Genomic DNA, 18,600 nt, shown 5'->3' on the forward strand with positions numbered 1-18,600 from the left:
TTTTTTGTATATAAGTGCCAGTGGTATTTGTGCGTTCTATCAGTTGTTGTTTGACAGTTGAAGATGAAATTATCTTGTCGATACCGCTTGCCTTTCTTGTCCTGTATTGCACAATACCGCCCCTAACCAAGAAATTTATCAACGCTAGTCTTCGAGTAATGCTGTTAATCATCGATAATTACGACTCTTTTACCTACAACCTGTACCAGTATTTTTGTGAGCTGGGGGCAGAGGTTAAGGTAGTGCGTAATGATGAAATCACGCTTGAACAGATTGAAGCGTTAAATCCTTCCCATTTGGTTATCTCCCCGGGGCCGTGTACGCCCAACGAAGCGGGTATTTCTTTAAGCGTGATTGAACACTTTGCTGGAAAGTTGCCAATTCTTGGTGTTTGTTTGGGCCATCAGGCGATTGCGCAGGTGTTTGGTGGCGAGGTAGTACGTGCACGTCAGGTTATGCATGGTAAAACCTCACCGATTTGTCACAATGATAGCAGTGTGTTCTCAAAGCTTAATAATCCGCTAACGGTAACGCGTTACCACTCATTGGTGGTTAAGAACGGCACCTTGCCAGATTGTTTTGAGCTGACCGCTTGGACAGAGCTTGAAGATGGTTCAATGGATGAGATCATGGGCTATCAGCACAAAACCTTGCCGATTGATGCGGTGCAGTTTCATCCTGAGTCGATTAAAACAGAGCAAGGTCATCAGGTCCTCGCTAACTTTTTGGCTCGAAAGCCACTTTAAAACGCTACCTTTGACCGTTTTTTGTTTGGTTAAAGCCTGACTTAGATCACCTTTCTTAACATTTCTTTCATAATTCACCATGCGGATAGTTTGTGAAAAAGTATGCGCAGAGTTTGTCTTGCCTACGCCGCAGCCCTTATCCAAACTATGATTAACCATAGCTTATCTTAGCTATAAGAATATATTGCTTCATAAAACAAGTGGCGTGATGCATAAATACTCAGAGGTAGTGACTATCAGACTCCATAGCGGGCACTAAAAAGAATAAATCACTATTGAAATGGTTAATTAAATGTAAATACAATGCCGTGGTTGCTTTATAGCAAGACAATATCTTATTTCATTGAATAGAAGTAAGGACACCATATTCGCTATGCATGCGGTATCAAGAGGGAATGTGCAATGACTGTAGAAAATAACGTAGAACGCGGTTTGTTTGATGAGGTAATGGTACCTTGTTATAACCCAATGGAAATGATTCCGGTAAAAGGCGAGGGTGCTCGTGTTTGGGATCAGCAAGGTAAGGAATACATCGACTTTGCCGGTGGTATCGCCGTGAGCTGTCTAGGTCATTGTCACCCAGCAATGGTAAATGCGTTAACTGAGCAAGGTCAGAAGCTTTGGCACCTGAGTAACGTAATGACCAACGAACCTGCTCTTCGCTTAGCAAAAAAGCTCACTGAAGTCAGCTTTGCTGAGAAAGTCTTTTTCGCTAACTCGGGTGCCGAGGCAAATGAAGCAGCGCTGAAATTGGCGCGTCGTTATGCGGTAGATAAGTTTGGCCCTGAAAAATCTGAAATCATTGCATTTAAACAAGGCTTCCACGGCCGTACTTTCTTTACCGTAACCGTCGGTGGTCAAGCGGCGTACTCTGACGGTTTTGGTCCTAAACCAGGTGATGTGACTCACCTACCATACAATGATGTTGAAGCGCTGCGCGAGCATATCTCTGATCGCACTTGTGCCATCATGATGGAGCCACTGCAAGGCGAAGGCGGTATTGTATCTCCAACTGACGAATTTGTTCAGACGGTTCGCGAGCTATGTGATAAGCACAATGCCCTACTGATTTTTGATGAAGTACAGACAGGTAACGGTCGTACTGGTCAGTTCTACGCATACCAAGGTTTGGGTGTTACGCCAGACATCCTAAGCACGGCTAAGTCTTTAGGTGGTGGTTTCCCTATCGGCGCAATGCTAACCACTACTGAGCTTTCTAAGCACCTAAAAGTCGGTACTCATGGTTCGACTTACGGTGGCAACCCACTAGCGTGTGCAGTCGCTGAAGCCGTGGTTGATGTCGTCAGTGCACCAGAAACATTGGCTGGCGTTGCAGAGCGTGAAGCCCTGTTCCGTGACGGTTTAGCTAAGCTTAATGATAAGTACAACATGTTCGCGGAAGTTCGCGGCAAAGGTCTTCTTTTAGGTGCTGCGCTTAATGATGAGTGGCAAGGTCGCGCACGTGATGTGTTAGTGGCTGCTGGCAAAGAAGGTCTCATGGTTCTAGTGGCTGGTGCAAACGTGGTTCGTTTTACCCCATCACTAGTGATCAGCACGGAAGAAATTAATCAAGGATTAGCGCGACTAGATAAAGCTCTAGCGACGCTAGTTAAATAAGAAATACCTAGTCTAGTACTCATATCGATATAAACAGTGTCATCCTCAAGAGGGAGGCACGACCGAGTTGGGGATCTCTCGCATCGTGTTGAGAGATTCCCTATCACGTTCGTTCCTTAGTGTAGGGAATGACAAAAGTGAAAGTAAAAAACGATAACCAATGAGTGCTAGCGCTCACTACATCAGGAGGGAGTTTTGATGCTGGTTGTTCGCCCTATCGCAATGTCGGATTACGATGCGTTACATACATGCGCAGTAGAATCAGGTCATGGATTTACATCTCTACCGGTTAACGAAGAACTGTTAACCAATCGCATTACCCATTCAGAATATAGCTTTACCAAGCCGGACGTAAACGAGCCGGGTGATGAAGGCTACCTAATGGTTGGCTTTGATAGCGAAACTGGCGAAGTTGCTGGTTGTACCGGTATTGAAGCATCCATTGGTTGGGATGTGCCATTTTACTCTTACCATATCAGTACCATTGTTCACTCATCGGCTAAGCTGGGTGTTAACAATGTGGTTAAACTGCTGACATTTGGTAATAACTACACCGGCTGCAGTGAAATCTGTACTCTGTTCTTAAGACCGTCTTTCCGCCAAGGTTTGAACGGCAGACTGATGTCGAAGTGTCGTTTTCTAATGATGGCAGAACATCCAGAAAGATTCTCTAAAACCGTTTTTGCTGAGATGCGCGGTGTATCGGATGAAGAAGGTAACTCACCGTTTTGGCAATGGCTGCAAGAGCATTTCTTCTCGATTGATTTTACTATGGCGGATTACCTAACGGGTATCGGTAAGAAAGGCTTTATCGCGGATCTTATGCCTAAACTGCCAATCTACATCAACCTATTGAGTAAAGAAGCTCAAGCGGTGATTGGTCAAGTTCATGAAAACACCAAACCTGCTTTACGCCTATTGGAAAAAGAAGGTTTCACTTGCCGTAACTATGTCGATATCTTTGATGGCGGCCCAACGGTTGAGTGTGATGTACGCAATATCGAGTCGGTTCGTCATTCATTCAGAGCGAAGGTGACTGTTGCGGAACACACCAGTTCTCAAGACTACCTAATTTCAAACACGTCGTTTGAAGACTTCCGCGCAACTGCTGCGAAAGCGGCTTACGATCAGGCTTCAGATTCAGTGATTTTGTCTCCTGAAGTGGCGAATGCCCTCAAAGTTAACGAAGGCGAATTCGTTCGCATGTTGGCTCAATAGAGCTTTGTATTAAGGAAAATGTCAAGGAACAAGCTATGACACATTGGATTGCGGGCGAATGGGTTGCAGGCCAAGGTGAGTCGATGAACTCACAAAGCCCATACAACAATGAAGTTATCTGGCAAGGCGACAGCGCAACACCGCAGCAAGTTGAGCAAGCGGTATCGGCGGCACGCAGTGCATTCGTTGGTTGGAAGAAATTAAGCTTTGCTGAGCGTGAAGCGATCGTTCTCGCTTTTGCGGAAAAGGTAAAAGAGAACAGCGAGCAAATTGCTGAAATCATCGCTAAAGAAACCGGTAAGCCAATTTGGGAAACACGTACTGAAGCGGCGGCGATGGCGGGTAAGATTGCGATTTCAATTCGAGCTTACCATGACCGCACCGGTGAAGCTCAGCGTGAGGCAGCAGGTAACCAAATCGTCCTTCGTCATCGCCCATTAGGCGTAATGGCGGTATTTGGCCCATATAACTTCCCAGGACACCTACCAAACGGTCATATCGTGCCTGCGCTACTGGCAGGTAATACCGTGGTATTTAAGCCGTCAGAGCAAACACCGTTAACGGGTGAGTTTGCGATGAAACTGTGGGATCAAGTTGGTCTGCCGAAAGGGGTGATCAACCTAGTGCAGGGTGCTAAAGAAACTGGTATCGCGCTGGCTGATTCTAAAGGCTTAGATGGTGTGCTATTCACAGGTAGTGCCAACACGGGCCATATTCTGCATAAGCAATTTGCAGGTCAACCGGGCAAGATGCTAGCGCTCGAAATGGGCGGTAACAACCCTATGGTGATCTCTGAAAATTACGGAGAAGTAGATGCGACCGTCTACACCATCATTCAGTCTGCGTTTATCAGTGCAGGTCAACGTTGTACTTGTGCACGTCGCCTGTATGTTCCAGTGGGTGACAAAGGTGACTTAATGGTCAGCAAGCTAGTTGCAGCAACCAATAAGATTCGTGTCGATCAGCCATTTGCTGAGCCTGCACCATTTATGGGGCCTCAGATCTCTAAAGCCGCTGCTGACTTTATTCTTGCAGCTCAAGCAAATCTACAAACGCTAGGTGGCGAGAGCTTAATTGAAGCTAAAGCCGGAGAAGCCGCGTTTGTAACACCAGGCATCATTGATGTTACCGCGATTGCAGAGCTGCCAGATGAAGAGTACTTCGGCCCGCTATTGCAAGTGGTTCGTTATCAAGGTTTAGAGAAAGCGGTTGAGTTAGCCAACGATACTCGCTTTGGTCTATCAGCAGGCTTAGTTTCTACTGACGATAGCGAATGGGAGTACTTTGTTGACCATATTCGCGCAGGCATCGTAAACCGCAATCGCCAGTTAACAGGTGCAAGCGGTGACGCGCCATTTGGTGGCCCGGGTGCATCGGGCAACTTACGCCCAAGTGCTTACTACGCAGCAGATTACTGTGCTTACCCTATGGCTTCGATGGAAGGGGGAGAAACACTTCTTCCTGCGACCTTAAGCCCAGGTGTAGAACTATAAAATATAATTAAATTTTAGGGATTTCCCTTCTAGCCTCCCCGAGCCGGGAGGCATTTTAAACGTCACAGGTTGAAGGCTATCTAATCAAACTTTCTGGACACATTTGGTTAGATGGCCTTTTTTATAATTAGACATATAACTACTGATACTCCATTTACGTAAACCACCCTTACAAGGAGGCGTTATGACGCCAGATGTTTTATTCCAACAGTTATGGAATGACTATATTCAACGCTTATGTCCCTCTGCTGAACAAGTCCACCAACTTCTGCAAGAAGATGAAGCGCTGATCAATGATCACATTGCTCTGCGTACTTTCAATGTAGAACCGCTGGGCATTGCTACGCTTGCACAACCATTCTTAGACGTAGGCTACAAGCCATGCGGTGACTATGTGTTTGAGAGTAAGAAGCTGGTGGCTAAACACTTTGAGCACCCAGATCCAAAACAGCCGAAAGTATTTATCAGCGAACTGAAAGTTGAAGAGTGCTCTGCACAGCTACAAGCTATCGTCGCTAAACTTGTCGAGCAGTTAGACTCCAGTAAGCTAAAAGGTCATGAGTTCTTGTATGGTGGTCGTTTGTGGGACATTAGCTTTGCTGACTTCCAGACGCTAGCTAAAGAGAGTGAGTACGCTTCTTGGCTGGCAGCGCATGGTTATGGTGCTAATCACTTTACCGTAAGCGTCAATCAGCTCAATGCGTTTGAAGAAGTAAAAGGTGTCAATGACCATCTACGCGATTCCGGCTTTACCATCAATGAGTTTGGTGGTGAAGTGAAAGGCTCTCCAGATGTGCTGCTAGAGCAATCGTCAACTATGGCTGATAAGGTCGAGGTGACCTTTACTGAGGGCAGTGAGGTTATCCCTGGTGGCTTCTACGAGTTTGCTAAGCGCTACCCAATGAGTAATGGTGAACTTTACCCAGGGTTTGTTGCAGCCTCTGCTGATAAGATCTTCGAAAGTACTAACGGGTAGAGATAAGAGTCGAGATTCGGGCTTCGCCCTGCGAGAGTTTAGAACGGGCTGCGCCTTTCGAGAGGGTGGGGTCTAATGGTGATGCGATGGAGCCTTAAGTCCTCAAGGTTTTGACAAAACGAGCCCTTAATAAGCCATAATTTTCTCGATTCTCGATTCTCGATTCTCGATTCTCGATTCTCGATAAACAAAAAGCCACCAATGTCTCCATTGGTGGCTTTGAAAATTTTAGCGGTTAATCGAAATTAACGAGTGCCGTAAACAACGATTGTTTTACCGTGGGCAGAAATTAGGTTCTGCTCTTCTAGCATCTTCAGAATACGACCTACTGTTTCACGAGAACAGCCAACGATCTGGCCGATTTCCTGACGAGTGATCTTAATCTGCATGCCATCTGGGTGAGTCATCGCATCTGGTTGCTTCGCTAGGTTTAATAGCGTTTGAGCAATACGGCCAGTTACGTCTAGGAATGCTAGGTCACCTACTTTTTGGCTAGTCACTTGTAGGCGACTTGCCATTTGCGATGAAAGGCGCATTAGGATGTCTGGGTTTACTTGGATAAGTTGACGGAATTTCTTAAACGAGATTTCCGCAACTTCACAAGGAGATTTAGCACGAACCCATGCTGTACGCTCTTGGTCTTCTTCGAATAGACCAAGTTCACCGATAAAGTCACCTTGGTTTAGGTAAGAAAGGATCATTTCCTTACCTTCTTCGTCTTTAATAAGAACCGCTACTGAACCTTTAACAATGTAGTACAAAGTTTCAGCCTTCTCGCCCGCGTGAATAAGCGTGCTTTTTGAAGGGTACTTATGAATATGACAATGTGACAGAAACCACTCTAATGTTGGGTCGGTTTGAGGTTTACCTAGAACCATAATATCTCACTTCCTCTGCAGGGTACGCTTGCCGCTTTCCATATTTTAGCTAAGCCTTAATCAAGACCTACTAGGATAAGAGCACTTTACAAATGCTGCAAGCCAACTTGTGTTTCGGTAAGAAATAGTATCCTTTTTCGAAAACGATTTCTTGATTTTAATCGGGTACAACTGGGGTTTTAGTACGCAAAACTGTGCACATGATCACGGTATGAAAAGTAATCGTGTTCTAGCTGTGAGTTTTAGCCAATTTTACCCGTTTCAATGAGCTGTTGGAGTATCGGACGTACGATAAGCTCCATTGCAAAACTCATCTTGCCGCCTGGCACAACAATTGTGTTGTGACGTGACATAAATGAACCATCAATCATTGCCAGTAGATATGGGTAATCGACGTTTTTAATTCCTCGTAATCGGATTACAACAAAACTTTCATCTAAACTCGGAATACCTTTGGCGTTGAGCGGGTTAGATGTATCTACGGTCGGTACGCGTTGAAAGTTAATGTGAGTGCGAGAAAACTGCGGTGTGATGTAGTTCAGATAGTCATCCATTGAGCGAACGATAGAGTCCATCACAGCTTCACGCGAATGACCTCGATCGCGCGTATCGCGGACGAATTTCTGAATCCATTCAAGGTTAACGATAGGCACCATGCCAATCAGAAAATCAACATGCTGAGATACGTTGACCTCGCCATCGACGACACCACCATGCAGGCCTTCATAAAACATCACGTCGGAGTTTTCTGGTAGATCTTGCCAAGGCGTAAAGGTGCCTGGCATTTGGTTGTATGGAACAGCTTCATCAAACGTATGTAGGTAACGACGAATTTGCCCAATACCTTCTTGGCCGTATTTTCGGAAGAATTCCTCAAGGCCATTGAAGTCGTTCGCTTGGGGGCCAAAGTAACTGATATGGCGACCTTGCTCTCGTGCCTTACGGATTTCGACATCCATCTCAGGGCGCGTGAAGCGGTGAAAGCTGTCTCCTTCAACCCATGCGGGTTTGACGTTCATCATGTTGAACATCTTGCGGAATGCTTCTGAAGTGGTTGTGGTACCGGCGCCTGATGAACCAGTCACCGCAATAATTGGGTGTTTTGCTGACATGACAAACCTTGTCGTAATCTAATCCTTTAAACGAAAACCACTATAGCACGCTTTAGTGGCTAATCACTGTATGCGATGCGTTAAAGTTTTCGCTTAAGTTGAATATCGACGGTTTCATGCAGCTCTGAAAATACCACAACTGCTTCACCAGACTCCAACTGTGTGCGTATCTGGTCAATTTTATCTTGCAGTGACACTTCAACATCTCCGTAGTCTGTCCCTTCGCGTAGTACAAACTCTCGAATGAGATTTTCCAATGTCTCTGGCTCGATTTGTTGCCATGGAATGATCATAAATACCTCTTTATTTTATGATTAAGACGCAGGTGATGGGTTAGGCCGAAACAGCCAAGCTTTCATAGTAAGATGGAAGAGCTTCTTCGAGCCAAAACCTTGGTTTTAGTGCACTGCCAGTGACAAATCCGACATGCCCACCTTGCTCGAATAGTCGATAGTCAATGTTATCGGGTAAGACGTATTTAGGGATGACAGCGTCAGTCATAAACGGATCATCTTTCGCGTGGATGATCTGGGTTGGTAGGGTGATTTCCTTAAGGCGATGGATTCCCGAGCAGCGCTGGTAATAATCTTCGGCATCTTTGAAACCGTGAAGTGGGGCGGTAATCAGATCATCAAACTCGTACAGCTTAGTAACACGTTTGATGTGCTGATAACTCAAACCAAGCTCACCTTTTAACAGGTGGTGTTTTTGCAGCGCACTTTTTTTCAGTGACGACAGCAGGTAGTTTTTATACAGCTTGGAGAAACCCTGTTCGATACGCTCAGAGCAAGCAGAAAGATCCAGTGGGGCAGAGACTATGGTCGCAGCATCAATCAAAGGCTCTTGATTGAATTTAGCTAGGTAGTTCGCCAGCATATTACCACCCAGAGAGATCCCGACTGCCACTTTGGTTTGTTGTGGGAACAGCGAATCAAGCTGCTCAAGGAACAAACGTGCATCTTCTACTTCACCAGAGTGATAGGCGCGGGCAAGCTTGTTCGGTTTACCGCTACAGCCACGAAAGTGCATCATCACAGACAGCCAACCCTGTTTGGCAAACGCATCCATCAGTCCATTAGCGTAAGGGCTGTAAAAGCATCCTTCTAAACCGTGGAATAAGACAAAGATGGGCTTGTCTTTTACTGACTTGTCATTGATATCTTCACTCCAAGCGATATCGAGAAAATCCCCATCTGGCGTATCTAGGGTTTGCCAAATCGGTTCAAACAACGCTTTTTTACGAATAAAGCGCGGGGCAAGAGTTTGTAGATGCGGATTGGCTAACCCTTTAGCGGCAACAAAATGAGTCATAAAGGCTCTCTAGAGATTGGCGATATTATCGATAGGCTCAGCAAAAGCCTCATACAGTTGCTCACCGCCCAATTGGCGGCAGTAACGTAAGGTAAGAGGTTCGGCATGATTGAGTTCTAGTTCTATTCCATTGATGCAATCGACAAGATCAGATTGCTGCTGTTTTTCTAATTGCAGCTCAAATTGTAGCGATTCACGATACAAGGTATCTGGAAGGTGGAGCTTTAGTTTACGTCTTAGCTCGCGGTAACTGTGCAGTAAGGCTTCTGAGCGGCCAAGGCACTCTTCGACCTTGTGCCAGTCTTGTTCTTGAAAGCAGACCTGCTGCTCATCAAGCCATTTGAGCAGCAGCAGAAGATTGACGTTACCTTTGAAATGGTTTTGCAGGTGAAGGCACGCCTCTTTTACTTCTCGCACACTGTAGTACTGCAAGCTAAATTGCCACAAACGTTCCAGTGTTAAAGAAATAACGACGTGCTTTGAACTCATTGGCTATTGAACTCCTGCTCCATATTCTCTAGCTCTTCTTGCAGAGCCATCCATTCCATTTCGACGTCTTCTAGCTCACTTTTGCTATCGGCCTGAATCGCTAACACTTCGTTAAGTTTAGCTTTATTTTCGGCATCATAAAGTGAGTTGTCTGATAATTGCGTTTCTGCTTCCGCCAGTTTAGTGCCCAACTTATCCATTTTTGTTTCAAGTTTTGTCAGGTTTTTGCGAATTGGTGCTGTTTGCTTGCGGAACTCCGCCTCACGACGTTTTTGATCTTTCTTTGCCGCGGCACTATTCTCTGAGCTTTTTTCTGGTTGTTGAGCTTGTGCTTCTCGGCGCTCTGCTTTTTGTTGTTCTGTCAGCCATTTGTAATAATCATTAAGGTCACCATCAAACGGTGCGACTTGGCGGTCGTGAACTAGGTACAAGTCGTCGGTTGTTGCGCGTAACAGGTAACGGTCATGCGATACAATCACCATTGCCCCTTCGAAGGTTTGCAGTGCCATCGTCAGTGCTTGACGCATATCCAGATCAAGGTGGTTGGTCGGTTCATCGAGCAGTAACAGATTAGGCTTTTGCCATACAACCAACGCCAGTACTAAGCGAGCTTTTTCGCCACCAGAAAAGGGTGCTACTTTCTCTAGCGCTTTCTCACCTTGGAAGCCAAAGCTACCCAGATAGTTACGCAGTTCAAGCTCGTTCTTATCTGGGGCTATTTGCATCATGTGTTGAAGCGGCGTTTCTTCTGGGTGCAGAGTTTCCAACTGGTGCTGAGCAAAATAGCCAATCTTAACCCCTTGTGAATACGTCAGATCACCACCTTGAGGGTTAAGCTCGCCAGACAGCAGCTTGATTAGGGTTGACTTACCCGCACCATTGCGACCCAGCAGACCGATGCGGCTGCCAGGGACTAGGTTAAGGCGAATTTTGTCTAGAATCAGGTTATCACCATAGCCTGCCGAGACTTCATCCATCATGAGAATGGGGTTTGGTAACGCATCTGGCTGTCTAAACTGAAAGCTAAATGGGTTATCAAGCTGAGCAGGAAGCACTTTCTCCATTCGTTCCAGCGCCTTAATTCGGCTTTGTGCTTGGCGAGCTTTGGAAGCTTTATAGCGGAAGCGGTCAATATAACTTTGCATATGCGACATTTGCTTTTGCTGCTTCTCAAACTGAGCTTGTTGTAGAATCAACTTTTGTGCACGCTGTTCTTCAAATGAAGAGTAGTTACCAGTGTATTCATTGAGCTGTTGGTTCTCGACATGAATGACACGAGCCACGATAGGATCTAAGAAATCGCGGTCGTGTGAAATAAGCATTAGTGTGCCCGGGTAGTTTTGTAGCCAACGTTCTAGCCACATTACGGCATCAAGATCTAAGTGGTTGGTCGGCTCATCGAGGAGCAAAAGATCAGAGCGACAAAGCAGCGCTTGTGCAAGGTTTAGACGCATACGCCAACCACCCGAAAACTGAGTCAGGTTCCAGCTCATCTGTTGTTGGCTAAAGCCTAAACCGTCAAGCAGCTCAGCGGCACGCGCGCGGATACTGTAGCCGCCGATGGTTTCTATCTTGCCGTGGATTTCTGCAACTAACGTCCCGTTGTCTTTCTCTTCTGCTGTCACTAGATCCGCTTCAAGACGGCGATACTCGCGATCACCATCAATAACGTATTCTATCGCGCTGCGTTCTAAAGCAGGGGTTTCTTGCGCCACCCACGCCATCTCCCAATGGGCAGGCTTACTAAAGTTACCTGCATCAATAGAGAGCTCGTCTTTAATTAAGGCGAAAAGGGTCGATTTACCACAACCGTTTTTGCCAACTAGACCAACTTTATCGCCTGGGTGAATGGTCGCAGAAGCTTGGTCGAGAAGTGGCTTGCCACCTCGAAGAAGCTGGATGCCAGAGAAGGTAATCATAATCTTTTGCTTTGTCTTTGCTCGTATTGCGACGAATAGTAGGGTAGTTAACGAGCTATGTCGATCATTGCGTTATTTGTGCTAACCACGTATAACAAACTGATAACCTATAAAAACAACATAATACGTTCTTAATACAAGGATTGCTGTCGAAGGAATGCAGACTTTATCATCCGACAAACCTAAGGTGTTGGTGCTGTATGCCCACCCAGAGTCACAGACGTCAGTGGCCAATCAAATGATGATCAAGAAGATTGAATCGCTTGATCACGTCACTGTGCACGATCTTTATGCACACTATCCCGATTTTTTCATTGATGTCCCAGCCGAGCAGCAGTTACTCAACGAGCATGATGTGATTGTCTTTCATCACCCCCTCTATATGTATTCTTGTCCAGCGTTGCTTAAAGAATGGTTAGATCGTGTTCTAGGTAAGGGGTTTGCGTACGGAAAGGGAGAAGCGCTTAAAGGAAAGTACTGGCGTAGTGTGATTACCACTGGTGGAAAAGAGGAAGCCTATGGCAAGAGTGGCTACAACCGTTATCCACTCGATGAAATTCTTCAGCCGTTTGAGTTAACTGCAGCACTTTGTCAGATGGAGTGGATAGAACCATTGGTGCTCTATTGGGCGCGTAACGTCAGTGAAATGGAGCGCTATCAACATGCAGAGACCTACCGTCAATGGCTGAATAATCCATTGCTAATCTATACTGAACAAGTAGTAGGAGGTGGCAATGGCGCTTGAAAGTGATTTTCTCCAGAGTAGTGTGATCTTTCTGACGGCTGCAGTTATTGCAGTGCCGCTTGCTCAGCGACTGGGTCTTGGTTCTGTACTGGGCTATTTACTTGCGGGTGTTGCGATTGGTCCTTGGGGACTCGGCTTGATCCGTGATGTAGAAGCGATTCTCCATTTTGCTGAATTTGGCGTTGTGCTATTGCTGTTCCTGATTGGCTTGGAACTAAATCCAAAGAAGCTGCTGCAGATGAAAGGGCCAATATTGGGATTGGGGGGCGCTCAGGTTGTAGTGACAACTCTTATTCTCGCCAGTGTTGCCTATATTGCCGGTACAACATGGCAGACCAGCTTAGTAATAGGTATGGGCCTAGCACTCTCTTCTACGGCGATTGCCCTACGTGTGATTGAAGAGCAAGGGTTAGCAGGCGGTGAAACTGGCCAATCTGGTTTTGCTGTCCTCCTGTTCCAAGATATTGCAGTGATTCCCATGTTGGCGATTCTTCCTATATTGGCGGGCAATACAGCGGGGGACTGGCTTGACGCACTATGGATGCTTGGTGGTGTTGGAGGCTTGTTGGTTGGTGGCCATTTCCTATTGAGACCGCTGTTTCGTTACGTGGTGTTAAGTGGCGTAAGAGAACTATTTACCGTCGCGGCTCTGCTGTTGGTTATCGGTATTGCTCTACTCATGAAACACCTTGGCTTGTCTATGGCACTTGGCACCTTCTTGGCGGGAGTGTTACTGGCAGAGAGTGAGTATCGTCATGAGCTCGAAATTGCCATAGAGCCGTTTAAAGGTTTGTTGCTCGGCTTATTCTTTATTGCTGTCGGTATGGCTGTTGATTTGGGCTTACTCGCATTAGAGCCCTTTGCAGTAATAGCGGCCGTTGTTGGTCTAGTTATTGTAAAAGGGTTAATCCTCTATCTACTGGCGCGCTTAGCAGGTAGCAGTGCCAAAGTACGTAGTAAAATGGCGGCGATACTAAGTCAGGGCGGTGAATTTGCTTTTGTTATCTTTACTGCGGCAAGCAGTGAAGGCCTGATAAATCACAATCAGACCGCTTTTCTATTGGTGGTGGTCAGCTTGTCTATGGTCACGACCCCTCTATTATTAATGGCGCAGAACAAATGGTATGCCCGTGGTCTGAACGCAGATTCGGTTGAGGCGCTTAAAAGTGATGTGGTCAACAAACAACCACGAGTCATCATTGCCGGATTTGGTCGCTTTGGGCAGATCATTGGCCGTTTGATGTACGCCAACAAAATAAAAGTCACAGTGTTAGAAAGTGACGCGAGTCAGATTAAGCTGTTGCGTAAGTACGGTTACAAGGTGTTTTACGGTGATGCGACTCAACTAGACCTGCTACGAGCTGCAGGTGCGGATAAAGCAGAGGCGATGGTGATCTGTACTGACTCTCCTGATGAGATCATGAAGATTATCGAGCTGTGCCAAACACATTTCCCTGCTCTAAAACTGCTCGCTCGTGCCCGCAGTAGAGTCGAGGCTTATCAGTTACTAAGTCATGGCGTAGATAACTACTCGCGCGAAACCTTTTTGGGCGCTCTAGATCTTGGCCGTCAAACCTTGATCAATTTAGGCATGCACCCGTATCAAGCAAAGCGAGCTGAGGCGCATTTCAGAAAGCTTGATAATGCTATGCTCAAGGAGTTGCTCCCTCAGCACAATGATGACAAACAATTGGCCCAAAGAGCCAAAGAAGCCCGTAAAGAACTGGAAGAGATATTTGGCCGAGAGCTCGAGAGCGATCAGCAAGCTAAAAACTTCTGGGATTAGCCCAATAACTGAGTTGTAAGATGAAAAAAAGATTTATCGCAGGTGCCAGCTGCCCCAAGTGTTCTGCACAAGACACTTTGCGCTGGTGGATAGAGAACAATATTGAGTTAGTAGAGTGTGTTGAGTGCGGTCACCAAGACCAGCGTCAACCTCAGTCCGTTGAGAAAACGGAGCATGGCGGTCAGGAAATGATCGGCATTTTTAAGCCTGATTGATTGAGTTTCTACAAATCATCCCCATAATACCCCGATAGAAAGTTTATAGACCTTAGTTTGGGCTAAGGTCCTTTATTCTCCTTGGAGTAAATATGAAAATTGAAAAGAACGTAGTTGTAAGCCTTGCTTACCAAGTGAAATTGGAAGATGGTGTTGTTGTTGATCAGTCTACTGCAGATGCGCCACTAGATTATCTACACGGCAACAACAACCTAATCACTGGTCTTGAAACAGCACTAGAAGCTAAAGAAGCAGGCGCTAAGTTCTCTGTAACTGTTTCTCCAGAAGAAGCATACGGTGAGCACAACGACGCACTTGTACAGCGTGTTCCTGCAGACGTATTCCAAGGTGTTGAGCAAATCGAAGTAGGTATGCGTTTCCTAGCGGATACTGACCAAGGTCCAATCCCTGTAGAAGTAACAGAAGTAGATGGCGACGAAGTCGTTGTTGATGGTAACCACATGCTTGCTGGTCAAACACTAACTTTCGACGTAGAAGTTGTTGCTGTACGTGAAGCTACTGCTGAAGAGATCGAGCACGGTCATGTTCACCAAGCTGGTGGCTGTGGTCACGACCACGATCATGAAGGCGGTTGCTGTGGTGGCGAAGGCCATGACCACGGTGAAGAGAAAAAAGACGGCTGCTGCGGTGGCGGTAGCTGCGGTTCTCACTAATCTGTTAGCTTATAGCTAGATTGTAAAAGGCGTTTCCCGCTGTACGGGAAACGCCTTTTTTGTTACCAATAAGGTCGTTAGATATACGGAGACCAACCAATGAGCCAACCATTCTCAATCGCCATTCATGGCGGAGCCGGAACCATATTACGTGATCAAATGAGCGAAGAGTTAAAGGCTTCCATCCTAGCCGATCTTGAAGTTTCGGTTCGCGCTGGGCATAGCATTTTAGCTCAGTCGGGAGATGCGCTGGATGCGGTCGTTGCAGCGGTCAAAGTATTGGAAGATTCGCCTAACTTTAATGCTGGTAAAGGTTCGGTATTGACCAACAAGGAAATGGTTGAAATGGATGCATCTGTTATGCATGGCAAAGACAAAAATGCTGGTGCCGTAGCAGGCGTTCGTCATATTAAGAACCCAATTGATCTCGCACGCGACGTGATGAATAAAAGTGAGCATGTGTTAATGATTGGCGAAGGGGCTGAAGAGTTTGCCTTCGAGCACGGCTATCAATTTACTGAGCAAGATTACTTCTTTACTAACCGCCGTTATGAGCAGTTACTCTCGATGAAAGAGAAAGGTCTGTTTGCATTATCGGAGTCTAGATACCCTGATGATAACAAATATGGCACGGTTGGAGCGGTGGCGCTCGATCAACATGGTAACCTTGCTGCCGCGACCAGTACTGGCGGCGTCACCAATAAGAAATATGGTAGGGTTGGTGACTCTTCGATCATCGGGGCAGGGACATTTGCAGAGAATGGCAATGTTGCTGTCTCAACCACAGGAATGGGTGAGTTCTTTATTCGCCAAACGGTGGCAGCCGATGTAGCAGCGAGGATGCGTTACTTAAAAGAAGAGCTGCATACCGCATGTAATGCCGTTATTCAAGGTGAACTAAAAGAGATGGGCGGAGAAGGCGGTCTGATTGCCGTTGATGCTCAAGGGCAACTTCATTTTTCGATGAACAGCACGGGGATGTATCGAGCAGGCATCGACACAAATGGAGATTTTAGCGTGAAAATCTACGCAGATGAGTAGTTTGCTCGAGATTCATTCTGCTAAGACTACAGTTAAGTGGCTGATATAGTTCGCTGTTGTTTAAAACCCCCTCTGATTTAAACGGTATTACACTTAGATGATTAAAAAATGACTGCAAGAAATGTGATTCAGTGCTAGAATCCATTTTTAACTAGCAACAGATACTGGAAAGATGGGAAATAACGTAGTCGTTCTGGGCACCCAATGGGGTGACGAAGGTAAAGGTAAAATTGTTGACCTTTTAACTGAAGATGCAAAGTATGTGGTTCGCTACCAAGGCGGTCACAACGCAGGTCACACTCTTGTAATTGACGGTGAAAAAACCGTTCTTCATTTAATTCCATCAGGCATCCTACGCGATAACGTAAAATGTGTTATCGGTAACGGCGTTGTATTATCGCCTGAAGCACTTCTTAAAGAAATGAAGCCTCTTGAAGAGCGTGGCATCCCGGTTCGTGAGCGTCTTTTCGTTTCTGAAGCTTGTCCTCTAATTCTTCCTTACCACATCGCTATCGACAACGCGCGTGAAATCGCTCGTGGCGCGAAAGCTATTGGTACAACCGGTCGTGGTATCGGTCCTGCTTATGAAGACAAAGTTGCCCGTCGTGGTCTACGCGTTGGCGATCTTTTCGATAAAGAGATGTTCGCTGAGAAACTAAAAGAAGTGATGGAATTCCATAACTTCCAGCTAGAGCACTTCTACAAAGCTGAAACAGTAAGCTACGATGAAGTTCTTGAGCAATGCATGGGTTACGCTGATCTACTAACTTCTATGGTTATGGACGTAACTGACGAACTAGACGCAGCACGCAAGCGCGGCGACAAGATTATGTTCGAAGGTGCTCAAGGTACGCTACTCGATATCGACCATGGTACTTACCCATACGTAACTTCTTCTAACACGACTGCTGGTGGTGTTGCTGCAGGTTCTGGTTTCGGCCCTCGCCACATCGGTTACATTCTTGGTATTACTAAAGCTTACTGTACTCGTGTTGGTTCTGGTCCGTTCCCAACTGAGCTATACGATGGTCAAGACAAGCAAGACCCTATCGGTAAGCACTTAGGTACTGTTGGCCACGAGTTTGGTGCAACAACAGGTCGCCTGCGTCGTACAGGTTGGTTCGATGCCGTGGCAATGCGCCGTGCAATCCAAATCAACTCTCTAACAGGTATCTGCCTGACTAAACTAGACGTCCTTGATGGTCTAGAAGAGATCAAAATCTGTACTGGCTACAAGATGAAAGACGGTTCTATCCTAGAAGTGTCTCCAATGGCGGCAGAGTCATTTGAAGAAGCGACACCAATCTACGAAACAATGCCTGGTTGGTCTGAGACTACATTTGGTGCTAAATCACTAGATGCGCTTCCAAAAGCCGCTCTTGACTACATCAAGCGTATCGAAGAGCTAACGGGTGTGCCAGTAGATATCATCTCTACAGGTCCAGACCGCAACGAAACAATTATTAAAGCTCACCCATACGAAGCTTAATCTCTGATTGTTAAAGTGTTTTAAAAACCGGCGTTTATCGCCGGTTTTTTTATAACCAATTTTCCTTGCGATTCTCATAACTTACGGCAACAATTTGCCATAGAGCGGCAATTTTGATTAAAGAGTTAGCGCTGATTGCCGATACTAGTATCAAGCTTGCCGCGTTTGCGGCAAATCTGGTGTTGACGAAAAGTTGATACCTATGGTCGAAGTTAAGAGTGCAGAAAATGAAGCTAAGAAAATTAGCTGCTTCGATGGTGTTGGCGTTAAGTGTCTCATGGGTTCAGGCAAACGAGTTGTCTGAAATCGGTGAGCCGATACCTATATATACCGAAGCCGAATTAATTAAACTCATCAACAGCAACCAACATTTAGAGCGTGTAAAAGCCGATAACTGTCAACTTGTTGAAGATATTGTGGCGCGTGCGACTCGAATTAGCTTACCTGCGTATGAATTTCTATACGGAGATATGCTGGCATGGGGCGTGTGTGTCAATCAGGATGTAGAGCTGGGTCTTTACTATATGGAAAATGCTGCCCACCAAGGTTTGCCGGCTGCTCTTGAGCAGATTGGTCGTTATTACTCGCGTGGCACCTTGGTTCAGCAAGATAAAGAGCGTGCAATTCCTTATCTTCGTGAAGCGGCGGCTATGGGCAATATAAATGCTCGTATTCACCTAGCAGAACTGCTGCTGCGTGATTACGGTAGCCCGCTCGATTATGAAGATGCCTACCGCTGGTTGTATAACTCGGTCACCGCTGACCAGCGCGTACACAAACGCATTAGTGTTCTACGGCAAGGCCTAGAGAGGCGAATGCCACAAAATATTATCGCCAGAGCGAAAAAGCGCGATACCTTCTGGTAACTTGTTAACGTTTAAAACCAACTGG

At 46.1% G+C, this 18,600-nt stretch carries 18 protein-coding genes; 12 read left to right on the top strand and 6 right to left on the bottom strand.

The window, feature by feature from the left end; translation table 11 throughout:
* Window positions 1-158 precede the first annotated feature (158 nt).
* The 5 genes from ZX61_RS08585 to ZX61_RS08605 all read left to right on the top strand — a co-directional run bounded on the left by ZX61_RS08585 (window position 159) and on the right by ZX61_RS08605 (window position 6,050).
* The gene (locus ZX61_RS08585) at window positions 159-746 is read left to right on the top strand and encodes an aminodeoxychorismate/anthranilate synthase component II (RefSeq protein WP_049844254.1); all 588 of its coding nucleotides are present in this window, start codon (window positions 159-161) and stop codon (window positions 744-746) included.
* Window positions 747-1,148: 402 nt separating this feature from the next.
* A complete protein-coding gene (locus ZX61_RS08590) occupies window positions 1,149-2,363 on the top strand; it encodes an aspartate aminotransferase family protein (protein ID WP_049844255.1) in 1,215 nt (404 codons plus the stop codon).
* Window positions 2,364-2,561: 198 nt separating this feature from the next.
* The gene (gene astA, locus ZX61_RS08595) at window positions 2,562-3,581 is read left to right on the top strand and encodes an arginine N-succinyltransferase (RefSeq protein ID WP_049844256.1); all 1,020 of its coding nucleotides are present in this window, start codon (window positions 2,562-2,564) and stop codon (window positions 3,579-3,581) included.
* Window positions 3,582-3,616: 35 nt separating this feature from the next.
* Window positions 3,617-5,074, top strand: coding sequence for a succinylglutamate-semialdehyde dehydrogenase (gene astD / locus ZX61_RS08600; protein WP_049844257.1), 1,458 nt, complete (start codon window positions 3,617-3,619; stop codon window positions 5,072-5,074).
* Window positions 5,075-5,258: 184 nt separating this feature from the next.
* Window positions 5,259-6,050, top strand: a complete 792-nt coding sequence (locus tag ZX61_RS08605; RefSeq protein ID WP_049844258.1) for a DUF1338 domain-containing protein — start codon at window positions 5,259-5,261, stop codon at window positions 6,048-6,050.
* Between the two features lie 245 nt (window positions 6,051-6,295).
* Here ZX61_RS08605 and crp read toward each other — a convergent pair whose 3' ends face one another.
* The 6 genes from crp to ZX61_RS08635 form a co-directional block, all read right to left on the bottom strand.
* Complete coding sequence (gene crp / locus ZX61_RS08610) at window positions 6,296-6,928, bottom strand: cAMP-activated global transcriptional regulator CRP (RefSeq protein WP_009602948.1); 633 nt, start codon at window positions 6,926-6,928, stop codon at window positions 6,296-6,298.
* 242 nt (window positions 6,929-7,170) lie between these two features.
* Window positions 7,171-8,040, bottom strand: a complete 870-nt coding sequence (locus tag ZX61_RS08615) for a phosphoribulokinase (protein WP_049844259.1) — start codon at window positions 8,038-8,040, stop codon at window positions 7,171-7,173.
* An 80-nt stretch (window positions 8,041-8,120) separates the two neighbouring features.
* A complete protein-coding gene (locus tag ZX61_RS08620; RefSeq protein WP_049844260.1) occupies window positions 8,121-8,333 on the bottom strand; it encodes a YheU family protein in 213 nt (70 codons plus the stop codon).
* A 40-nt stretch (window positions 8,334-8,373) separates the two neighbouring features.
* A complete protein-coding gene (locus ZX61_RS08625; protein ID WP_049844261.1) occupies window positions 8,374-9,351 on the bottom strand; it encodes a hydrolase in 978 nt (325 codons plus the stop codon).
* A gap of 9 nt (window positions 9,352-9,360) precedes the next feature.
* Complete coding sequence (locus ZX61_RS08630; RefSeq protein WP_049844262.1) at window positions 9,361-9,840, bottom strand: TIGR02444 family protein; 480 nt, start codon at window positions 9,838-9,840, stop codon at window positions 9,361-9,363.
* A complete protein-coding gene (locus ZX61_RS08635; RefSeq protein WP_049844263.1) occupies window positions 9,837-11,759 on the bottom strand; it encodes an ABC transporter ATP-binding protein in 1,923 nt (640 codons plus the stop codon). The genes ZX61_RS08630 and ZX61_RS08635 overlap by 4 nt, the downstream gene beginning before the upstream one ends.
* A gap of 157 nt (window positions 11,760-11,916) precedes the next feature.
* Between ZX61_RS08635 and kefG the strand changes: the two genes are divergently transcribed.
* The 7 genes from kefG to motX all read left to right on the top strand — a co-directional run bounded on the left by kefG (window position 11,917) and on the right by motX (window position 18,575).
* Complete coding sequence (gene kefG / locus ZX61_RS08640; protein ID WP_049844264.1) at window positions 11,917-12,504, top strand: glutathione-regulated potassium-efflux system ancillary protein KefG; 588 nt, start codon at window positions 11,917-11,919, stop codon at window positions 12,502-12,504.
* Window positions 12,494-14,290, top strand: a complete 1,797-nt coding sequence (gene kefB, locus ZX61_RS08645; RefSeq protein WP_049844265.1) for a glutathione-regulated potassium-efflux system protein KefB — start codon at window positions 12,494-12,496, stop codon at window positions 14,288-14,290. The genes kefG and kefB overlap by 11 nt, the downstream gene beginning before the upstream one ends.
* Window positions 14,291-14,310: 20 nt before the next feature.
* On the top strand, window positions 14,311-14,505 hold the full coding sequence (locus ZX61_RS08650) for a YheV family putative zinc ribbon protein (RefSeq protein ID WP_004745859.1): 195 nt from the start codon (window positions 14,311-14,313) through the stop codon (window positions 14,503-14,505).
* A 92-nt stretch (window positions 14,506-14,597) separates the two neighbouring features.
* Window positions 14,598-15,179, top strand: a complete 582-nt coding sequence (gene slyD, locus ZX61_RS08655) for a peptidylprolyl isomerase (RefSeq protein WP_049844266.1) — start codon at window positions 14,598-14,600, stop codon at window positions 15,177-15,179.
* Window positions 15,180-15,278: 99 nt separating this feature from the next.
* Complete coding sequence (locus ZX61_RS08660) at window positions 15,279-16,220, top strand: isoaspartyl peptidase/L-asparaginase family protein (protein ID WP_049844267.1); 942 nt, start codon at window positions 15,279-15,281, stop codon at window positions 16,218-16,220.
* Window positions 16,221-16,392: 172 nt separating this feature from the next.
* Window positions 16,393-17,709, top strand: a complete 1,317-nt coding sequence (locus ZX61_RS08665; RefSeq protein ID WP_049844268.1) for an adenylosuccinate synthase — start codon at window positions 16,393-16,395, stop codon at window positions 17,707-17,709.
* Between the two features lie 227 nt (window positions 17,710-17,936).
* Window positions 17,937-18,575 carry a flagellar protein MotX gene (motX, locus tag ZX61_RS08670; protein ID WP_049844269.1) on the top strand — a complete coding sequence of 213 codons (639 nt, stop codon included), beginning with the start codon at window positions 17,937-17,939 and terminating at the stop codon, window positions 18,573-18,575.
* Window positions 18,576-18,600 lie beyond the last annotated feature (25 nt).

It is taken from the genome of Vibrio sp. VPAP30 (genome assembly GCF_001188205.1).
Taxonomy (GTDB): Bacteria; Pseudomonadota; Gammaproteobacteria; order Enterobacterales; family Vibrionaceae; genus Vibrio; species Vibrio bivalvicida.

Bases quoted from the DNA above. Each gene is read 5' to 3' on its own strand.
- ZX61_RS08660 (WP_049844267.1), top strand. From the start codon at position 15,279: ATGAGCCAACCATTCTCAATCGCCATTCATGGCGGAGCCGGAACCATA.
- ZX61_RS08605 (WP_049844258.1), top strand. From the start codon at position 5,259: ATGACGCCAGATGTTTTATTCCAACAGTTATGGAATGACTATATTCAA.
- ZX61_RS08590 (WP_049844255.1), top strand. From the start codon at position 1,149: ATGACTGTAGAAAATAACGTAGAACGCGGTTTGTTTGATGAGGTAATG.
- crp (WP_009602948.1), bottom strand. From the start codon at position 6,928: ATGGTTCTAGGTAAACCTCAAACCGACCCAACATTAGAGTGGTTTCTG.
- astA (WP_049844256.1), top strand. From the start codon at position 2,562: ATGCTGGTTGTTCGCCCTATCGCAATGTCGGATTACGATGCGTTACAT.
- ZX61_RS08635 (WP_049844263.1), bottom strand. From the start codon at position 11,759: ATGATTACCTTCTCTGGCATCCAGCTTCTTCGAGGTGGCAAGCCACTT.
- ZX61_RS08615 (WP_049844259.1), bottom strand. From the start codon at position 8,040: ATGTCAGCAAAACACCCAATTATTGCGGTGACTGGTTCATCAGGCGCC.
- slyD (WP_049844266.1), top strand. From the start codon at position 14,598: ATGAAAATTGAAAAGAACGTAGTTGTAAGCCTTGCTTACCAAGTGAAA.
- astD (WP_049844257.1), top strand. From the start codon at position 3,617: ATGACACATTGGATTGCGGGCGAATGGGTTGCAGGCCAAGGTGAGTCG.
- ZX61_RS08620 (WP_049844260.1), bottom strand. From the start codon at position 8,333: ATGATCATTCCATGGCAACAAATCGAGCCAGAGACATTGGAAAATCTC.
- ZX61_RS08650 (WP_004745859.1), top strand. From the start codon at position 14,311: ATGAAAAAAAGATTTATCGCAGGTGCCAGCTGCCCCAAGTGTTCTGCA.
- kefG (WP_049844264.1), top strand. From the start codon at position 11,917: ATGCAGACTTTATCATCCGACAAACCTAAGGTGTTGGTGCTGTATGCC.
- ZX61_RS08630 (WP_049844262.1), bottom strand. From the start codon at position 9,840: ATGAGTTCAAAGCACGTCGTTATTTCTTTAACACTGGAACGTTTGTGG.
- motX (WP_049844269.1), top strand. From the start codon at position 17,937: ATGAAGCTAAGAAAATTAGCTGCTTCGATGGTGTTGGCGTTAAGTGTC.
- ZX61_RS08625 (WP_049844261.1), bottom strand. From the start codon at position 9,351: ATGACTCATTTTGTTGCCGCTAAAGGGTTAGCCAATCCGCATCTACAA.
- kefB (WP_049844265.1), top strand. From the start codon at position 12,494: ATGGCGCTTGAAAGTGATTTTCTCCAGAGTAGTGTGATCTTTCTGACG.
- ZX61_RS08585 (WP_049844254.1), top strand. From the start codon at position 159: ATGCTGTTAATCATCGATAATTACGACTCTTTTACCTACAACCTGTAC.
- ZX61_RS08665 (WP_049844268.1), top strand. From the start codon at position 16,393: ATGGGAAATAACGTAGTCGTTCTGGGCACCCAATGGGGTGACGAAGGT.